We start from the raw sequence: 7,997 nt of genomic DNA, 5'->3' as shown, positions 1-7,997 counted from the left end.
GCCGACCCCACAGCCCACTGGTTCTGTCCGGCGGAGCGATGAAGAATCCTATTTTTCTGTTATTAACCCTTGGATTACGCCTATTTTAATGCTTTCAATCTTGAGTCTACTAATACCCTCGCGTCAAATCAACCTGATTACGAGCAAGCGTTCCATCTTGGACGTACTGGGCGAAATTGGCTGCAAAAATACCGAAGACCGTTGCGCGAAAATGATCAATTTGACCCGAAATATGTGGCGTAATCATGACATCAAAACGTTGCCATAGTGGATTGGTTGCCGCCAATGGTTCTGGTTCCGTCACGTCTAACGCGGCCATACTGAGTTGATGCTGATCTAACGCAACCACCAAGTCAGCCGTATTAACGGCGGGACCACGACCAATATTAACAAACATTGGCCGTTGTTCAGCCTTTGCAAACAACGTCGCGTTAAAGAGATGGTGCGTCGTTGGCGTCAATGGCAACGCGTTTACGATGAAGTTGGCCTGCTTCAGTGCTTGGTCGGCAGCAGTTAAGGCAACCGTCGCATCAAAACCAGTTGCCGGATGGCCCGTCGTGTTGACCCCAACAACGTGCATCCCGAAAGCAGCTGCTTTCAGTGCAATCGATTGCCCAATTTGTCCCGTTCCAAATACCAATAAGTTTTTATCCGTCAGCGTAGTCGTTTTGACGGGCAACGACCAAGCTTTAGCTCCGGTTTGATTGATCCAGGCGGCGTGGTAGCCCCTAACAACCGTCAGCATAGCCCCCAGGACACTTTCACCAATAGCATCCGCATGAATTCCACTCGTATTCGCTACTAACACGTGTGCTTGTGCCAACGCCTTGAGGGGCAGATAGTCCACCCCCGCAGAGATTACTTGTACTAATTTTAACTGGTGCGTCGGCCGTGCCAACAACGTTTTTAAAATCGGGTGATTGCCGAACATCACTTGAACCTGATCATAATCTGCGACCGCTAACTGGTCGACCGTTTTAAACTGCCAAGCCGGATACTGTGCTTTAATCTGCGCAAGTTGTGCCGGCTTAGTTGCTTGAACCATTAATGCAATTGGCATGTTTGACACTCCGTTTCTGATTTTTGGCCCTATTTTTATTAATTCCATGGTACACCATGGGACTTAGCACCAAACATAAAAATGCTCCTCAGAAAAAAATCTGAGAAGCATTTTTCAATCAGAGCCGCCAAAACGATGACTTTAATTAATTATTATCAGTCGTTGTTGTATCGTTAGTGGTCGTACCGCCAGTCGTTTGATCGGTTGTGTTGCCAGTACCGGTACCAGTGGTATTGTTGTTCTTTGAATGACTGCTGTAATGAGTCGTGCTTGAGCTTTCAGCCGCTGAACTAGTTTGCGTGTCATTTCCACCACCATAGTAAGTCGAAGTTGAGCTACTATCGGACGTCGTTGATGACGTATCTGAATCCGAACTAGTTTCAGACGATGATGAGCTAGAAGATGACTCAGGTTCACTGTAACTAGAACTGCTTGAACTATAGCTTGAAGATGATGAACTAGCCGTCTTAGCTAGCTTCTTACGGTCCGCCTTTAACTGCTGGTAATCGTTCGCAGCTAACTGAGATTTCTTCCGGTAAGCCTTCAAGTTAGACTGAATCACGTCAATATCGCTGGATGGCGTGGTTGATTTAAGCTTGCCCTTTTTAGTATAAAGCTTCTTAAATGCAGCGTCGTAACCAGCAACCTTCTTGACCGTCTTACTCGTTGCCTTAAATTGCTTGTCGTACTTCTTGGCAAAGTAAGCTTTATCGTTGGTCAATCCCGTTGACACGATCTTTTGCCGGTCTTTAGCAATCGACTTAGTCGTCACGTCAATGTTGATCAATCCTGCCGTGTTACGCAACTCACGATAACTTGACCGGACTTGCATCATCTGACTAGCGTAATCGTACTGCTTTTGCAGCCTATCTTTTTCGCTAGAATCTTTCATGTTATCAATGTTAGTCTGTAACTGCTTTAATTGGTCAGTCGATGCATTGGCGCGTAAATCACGCTGTGCACTTGACGTATAGATGGCCTGGACAATTGCTTCCGCGTTGGACTTAGCATCCGCTTGCGCCGTTTTAGCCCGGTTCCACATGAGTAACGCACCAAGTCCCGCAACAACTAAGATGGCAACCCCTACGCCCATCAATTTCCAACTATAATGGCCGGACTTCCGGGACTTTTTCTTTAAATGCGGGTTGTCAGCATCATCATGTTCATCGGCCGCTTCATCGTCAATTCGATCAGCATGTCGTGCAACCCGTGACATGTTATCCGCGTTCCGCTTTTCCGGTTCCCGACCACCATTTGGTTGTTGGTCACCATATAACTCTTCACGTGATAATGGCAATTCTGGTTGGTCATCATCAGCGCTTTCAGTCCCACGAACGGCAATCTTAGGCTGCGACGCCGCACTGGCTACTTTTGGCGTAGCAGCACTCGCTGGTGTCCGCCCCGCCTTAGTATCGGCTGCTGACTGCGCAGCCTGTTTGTGCGTGCGCTTAGCGGACTTCTTAGTAGCAGACCGCTTTGATTTTGCAGGTTCAGCTAGTTTGGGTGCTTTCGCCTCACTGGCCGGTACCGCTGCCTTGGCTTCCTCAGACGATTGCTTTGACGCAGCCGCTGACTTGCTTTGATGTGACTTTGATGCCGCTGCTGAAGCCGCTGATGCTTCCGAAACTGGCTGCTTGTGTTGCTTCTTTGTCGCTTTCGTAGCAGAACTTGCGGCGGTACTTTCTGCAGATGACGCTGGCTTTGCTGGTGCACTTTCAGCAGAGTCCTTCAAATCGTAAGCTAAAGGAATCTGTTCATTATTTTGATCATCGTTATCATCTGGCAACGGCTCAGTGATTGAGTCCCATAACCGCTTACCAAAATGCGATTTCTTTTCTCTTTTAGACAAATTAACCGCTCCTCGCCAATTATTAGTATCAATAAAGTCTTCTGGTTAAGCGCCGTCAATAACTTTAACACGAGCCGGTAAAATAACCATTATTAAGTAAATTATAGCATGGAATCCGTTACTGAGAAACCACTGGTTTAGCGGTTTTCTGATTATCGCCAACTCCGCTTAATTTCTACTACGAACTCTGCTATAATCAGCTTAATAACAAATTGAAAGCGGGGAGTTATCATGGCCACAGCCAAAGTCATTTTTGCAACCATTACGGGTAACAATGAAGATGTTGCTGACATCATTACGGAAAAACTAGAAAATCTCGGTGTGGACGTTACGAAGGAAGAAATTTCGCAGGCGGACGCAACCGAATTTGAGGCGGTCGATATTTGCATCGTCGTTCCTTACACTTATGACGAAGGGGCTCTCCCCGAAGAAGGCTTGGACTTCTTTGACGACCTACAAGACGTTGACCTGAGCGGTAAAGTGTACGGTTGCGCCGGCTCAGGGGATACTTTCTACGACGACGATTACTGCCGCGCGGTGACTGATTTCAGTAAGGTTCTGAAAAAAGCGGGCGCCACTCAAGGAGCCAAGGACGTTTTCGTTAACCTTGCACCTGAAGCTGAAGACATTAAAAACTTAGACGCCTTTGCGGAACAAATCGTGAAGACGCAAGCTAACGCTTAATTTTAAAAAATAGAGTGGGTCAAAAGGCGATTAGTTGGTGAGCATTAACGTGAACCCAGCGATTATTCCTGGGTTTGGAATGATCGCTGATTTCGGGTTAAGCGGAGCAAACTGCCTCTTGGCGCACGTTTCGACGATAATGACAGGAAAGCCCTACAGAAATATTTTTCTATTTCTGTAGGGCTTTTGAATTTTGTTCTAAAATCTATTTTATTTTCACTTATGATGATTTATTTTTCATTGATGACGTCGACGCTTTAAAATTTGTTGGCGCACGTAATTATAAATAATCTCAACGACCAAGAAAAGCGCCGCAATTCCAACCGTATTTATAACGTAGGACCATAAGTGATAACCCGTTTTGCCGAGCCACAAGTCATACGGTCCCTGAATTAGGAAAAAGTAAATGACAAGTGTCTCCAAAATATAGCGTGTGTGCCGCCAAATTGATTTCCACTTCATGCACTAGGCTCCTTCTACCGTTGATAAAATCTGTAGAGCTTGCTTCAACTGACTGACGGGAAGTTGGTTCAGTTCACCGACACGACCAACGCGTCCAAATGCCAGCGCTGACCCGGTTAATTGACCACAAACACTATTAAAACGACCGAGCGCCCCGGTGACCGTTGCGATGAGTGGCAATGTTAGCTGTTGACGCGCGGTTGCAGTCGCAGTCATGAGTCTTAGGACCACACTAGCATCTTGACCTTCAATCGTCACCCGTGCGATATCTGCCCCCGCAGCAGCCATTTCTGTATAAGCCGCTACTAGATCAGTCGTACTTGACGTTGCCGGTAACGTTTGACTTAATAACAGGGCAATTTGGTTGGTCCGCATCTGATTGGTTAAATTCTCATAATCAATTTGATTGACCATAGTAAAGTCGATGTCCACCGCGGCGACTGCCCGGTTATTGACCAAAGTCAAACAAGTTTGACCGTAATCCGTAGCTGACATTGGCTTTTGGTCCGTCTGAAAATCAGCAATCACTGGAATTGTGCCTAAAACTTGCTGCAGTTGTGTTGCGGTATTGATCAATTCCGCACGATTATCGAACTCTTGGTAAGCAGCCAGTCGCCAAATAACCACCTGAGCCGCTGAAGACAAGACTTGCGCAGCTTGTCCCAGCAACGCCTGCCGGTTACTTCCAGAAAGCACTACCCCAATTTTTGGCATTCCCGTTGACAATGTGACCGTCCCAATGGTAACTGTTTTCAAAATCATTCCCGCTTTCATTTCAGTCTAACACGTCCGTCCCCTGACACATCATTGACGCGACTAGTTGTTTCGTTATTCTATTTAACAATATCAAACTTTCGCTATTTTAACATCTAATATTCATTTTTTATACCAAAATTTAAAGCGCTTTTAATATTGAAAAAATAAAGTTGTCAACGCTTCCATTTTCGTTTTACAATTAGGCATATTCAGACTAAAAAAAGAGGTTAGCTTATGAAAACAGAAAAGCAGTTACGATGGTCCAACATCGCATTAATTGCGTTCGTAGCCGTCTGGGGTTTGGGTAACGTTGTTAACAACTTTGCGTTACAAGGCCTGTCAGTGGTTACATCTTGGATCCTGATCATGATTATCTACTTTGTGCCCTATACCTTAATTGTTGGTCAATTAGGTTCAACGTTCAAAGACGCTGAAGGGGGCGTTTCATCTTGGATTCGTGCCACTAGTACGAAGCGACTAGCCTACTATGCCGCTTGGACGTATTGGATCGTCCATGTACCATACTTAGCACAAAAGCCCCAAGGGATTCTAATCGCCTTCAGTTGGCTATTTAAGGGCAACGGGAACTTCATCAACACCACCCCTGCCATCGTTGTTCAAGCTATTTGTTTAGTGCTATTTTTATTCTTCCTATGGATTGCTTCCTTAGGCTTAACAACGTTAAAACGAATCGGTAGTGTTGCTGGGACCGGGATGTTCATTATGTCGATCTTATTCATTATTTTAGCCGTTTCCGCCCCATTGATGACCAAAGCATCAGTTCAAACGCCGAACATGCTTTCCATCAAGTCTTATATTCCTAAGTTCGACTTTGCCTACTTCACAACCGTTTCAATGTTAGTCTTTGCGGTTGGGGGTTCGGAAAAGATTTCACCGTACGTTAATAAAACGAAAAACCCTGGTCGCGAATTTCCACTGGGAATGTTAGTTTTAGCTGGAATGGTCGCTGTCTGTGCCCTACTAGGTTCCTTTGCGATGGGGATTCTCTTCAACGCAAAACATATTCCAGCTGATTTAATGGCCAACGGTGCTTACTACGCTTTCCAACGCCTAGGTGCTTTCTACCACGTTGGAAACTTATTCTTAATTCTGTACGCGATTGCCAACGTGCTTGCGCAAGTTTCTGCATTAGCCTTCTCAATCGATGCTCCACTGAAGATTTTGCTTGGTGACGCCGATCCAGAATTTATTCCAAAGAAACTCAGCAAGATGAACAAAAAAGATGTGCCGGTTAACGGTTATATCATGACTGGGATCTTAGTCAGCATCTTGATTATCATTCCTGCTTTAGGAATTGGTAACATGAACGAATTGTTCAACTGGTTGCTAAACTTAAACTCAGTTGTTATGCCAATGCGTTACCTCTGGGTATTCTTAGCCTACATCTTGTTAAACAAGCACTTAAAGGAGTTCAAGAGCGAGTACAAGTTCTTGAAGAACCCGATGGCTGGTAAAATTGTTGGGGCCTGGTGCTTCTTCTTCACCGCCTTTGCATGTATCTTAGGGATGGTCCCAAAGACATCCTTAGCAGCTAACCCAAGCGGCTGGTGGTTCCAATTAGCGTTAAACATCATTACGCCAATCATCTTCGTTGCTTTAGGGATGATTCTACCAATGATTGCTCGGCGCGGTAATGCCAAAGCCTAGTTTAAAAATGATAATAAGAATGGTACTTACGTCATCTGAGGATGATGCAAGTACCATTTTTTATTATCGTTCTATAATTTTACGGCCCACTATTTAACACTTTAAATAAGTTTTGCGTTACTATTTTATATGAAAATCAATTACTAATAATCACTGTACATTAATATTGTTCAGACAAGCCTAAGTTAAGGAGGTCCAATAAATGGCAGCCACCACACCCGTATTTGACGATTTTCTCAATAACTACGCTGCAGTCTTACGTTATCTCAATGACCGGATTACTGCGCCACTTAATACTTACCACCTAACGTTTGATACTTTTTTAATCATGCACGAAATTCAGACTAGCCACGAGCCATTGCTGTTGATGGATATTGCAAATAGTCACCACGTGTCGCGTAGTGCCATTTCCCGTCAAATCAGCATACTCCTAAAGTACGACTACGTTTATCAAGTTTCAAATCCTAATGATCGGCGCCAAAAGAGTTTATTACTGACCAAACGTGGTCAAGAAGTTGATCAGGCACTAATTACGACCATTCAGCAGACCCTTGGTGAATGGACACAGCAGCTTGGTAAGCGTCGTATTAACAACCTATTAAGCCTATTAAATGACTTTACCCAGCAGATTATCGAACCAACGTATACCAAGTCATCACCGGCCCCTAAGGACCATTAACACCGTTATGAAACGGTGTTTTTTATTATCCAAATAAGTTACGGTAACAGTCCTTCTAAACGCAATCTTGTGTACCACTCGTGTACCTAATCAAGAAAACAAGGCTTAGTTCCCAATTTCCAAATAAAAAAGAATCGGTTACAAGCGTTGTCATAGCAACGTTTGTAACCGATTCGACAAACTATTTAAATCGCACCTGAAGCCGTTTAGCAGATTTGAACTGCTGACCTCTTCCTTACCATGGAAACGCTCTACCTCCTGAGCTAAAACGGCAAAATAAGTCCTATCCAGTATACCAAAAGTTAAGGAGGCTTTCAAAGTCAGTTTGGCGATTATCATTCAGTGGCGTAAGCCGGGAAATCAATGAGTAACGTCACATTTATCATAAACAACCTCCAGCTAGGTTGAGGTTACTATCACACTTAACTAGTTTAGTTTAAGCACTCTTAGCGTAGCCGGCAGAACCAGCGGGCCGTGTCGGCACTGTTAGCTGGTGCTTTTGCCAGGTTACAGTGCGGGGCGACTTGAAAGACTCCGTCCTTTGAGGCTTTCAAGCGAGGCGGAAGACCGTCGTTTGTCTGTAGCCGCCCCCACGGCCCACTGCTTCTGCCGGCGCAGCGCCGAAAAATGCTGAGTTTCTAACGATAAGCAGTGCTTTGTAACGCGCTTAGGTTAACAAGCCAGAAATGCTCACTAGCAGAGCACGCAAAAAAAGCGCCGGTAGGGATTCCTCATCAGGAACCCCTACCGGCGCTATAGTCTTGTCATTATCGAATTTTATGTAAAAAAAAGAACCAGCCTCAGCTGATTCTAACTTTGCATGGCAACGTCCTACCCTC

The 7,997-nt window shown here is 44.9% G+C and carries 7 protein-coding genes and 1 tRNA gene; 3 read left to right on the top strand and 5 right to left on the bottom strand.

Features of this window, described 5'->3' with window-relative positions; translation table 11 throughout:
* Nucleotides 1–109 precede the first annotated feature (109 nt).
* Entirely contained in the window at nt 110–1,060 is a 951-nt protein-coding gene (locus IV64_RS11320; RefSeq protein WP_057707354.1) for a phosphoglycerate dehydrogenase, read from the bottom strand.
* Nucleotides 1,061–1,205: 145 nt separating this feature from the next.
* Complete coding sequence (locus IV64_RS11315; protein WP_057707353.1) at nt 1,206–2,909, bottom strand: prolipoprotein diacylglyceryl transferase; 1,704 nt, start codon at nt 2,907–2,909, stop codon at nt 1,206–1,208.
* A gap of 231 nt (nt 2,910–3,140) precedes the next feature.
* Between IV64_RS11315 and IV64_RS11310 the strand changes: the two genes are divergently transcribed.
* Nucleotides 3,141–3,593, top strand: a complete 453-nt coding sequence (locus IV64_RS11310; protein ID WP_057707352.1) for a flavodoxin — start codon at nt 3,141–3,143, stop codon at nt 3,591–3,593.
* Nucleotides 3,594–3,830: 237 nt separating this feature from the next.
* Here the strand turns inward: IV64_RS11310 and IV64_RS11305 are convergent, their stop codons facing one another.
* Nucleotides 3,831–4,055 (bottom strand): hypothetical protein, encoded by a 225-nt coding sequence (locus IV64_RS11305; RefSeq protein WP_057707351.1) that lies wholly within the window; start codon nt 4,053–4,055, stop codon nt 3,831–3,833.
* Nucleotides 4,056–4,058: 3 nt separating this feature from the next.
* Nucleotides 4,059–4,817, bottom strand: coding sequence for a type I 3-dehydroquinate dehydratase (locus IV64_RS11300; protein ID WP_237757339.1), 759 nt, complete (start codon nt 4,815–4,817; stop codon nt 4,059–4,061).
* A gap of 228 nt (nt 4,818–5,045) precedes the next feature.
* Between IV64_RS11300 and IV64_RS11295 the strand changes: the two genes are divergently transcribed.
* On the top strand, nt 5,046–6,479 hold the full coding sequence (locus tag IV64_RS11295; protein WP_057707350.1) for an amino acid permease: 1,434 nt from the start codon (nt 5,046–5,048) through the stop codon (nt 6,477–6,479).
* A gap of 202 nt (nt 6,480–6,681) precedes the next feature.
* Complete coding sequence (locus IV64_RS11290) at nt 6,682–7,158, top strand: MarR family winged helix-turn-helix transcriptional regulator (protein WP_057707349.1); 477 nt, start codon at nt 6,682–6,684, stop codon at nt 7,156–7,158.
* A 200-nt stretch (nt 7,159–7,358) separates the two neighbouring features.
* Here the strand turns inward: IV64_RS11290 and IV64_RS11285 are convergent.
* Nucleotides 7,359–7,431 (bottom strand) — tRNA-Thr (locus IV64_RS11285).
* Between the last annotated feature and the right edge of the window lie 566 nt (nt 7,432–7,997).

This window comes from Lactiplantibacillus xiangfangensis (assembly GCF_001438845.1).
GTDB classification, from domain to species: Bacteria; Bacillota; Bacilli; order Lactobacillales; family Lactobacillaceae; genus Lactiplantibacillus; species Lactiplantibacillus xiangfangensis.
The sequence above is the reverse complement of the archived record's forward strand: the minus strand, read 5'-3'. Positions and strand labels throughout refer to the sequence as shown.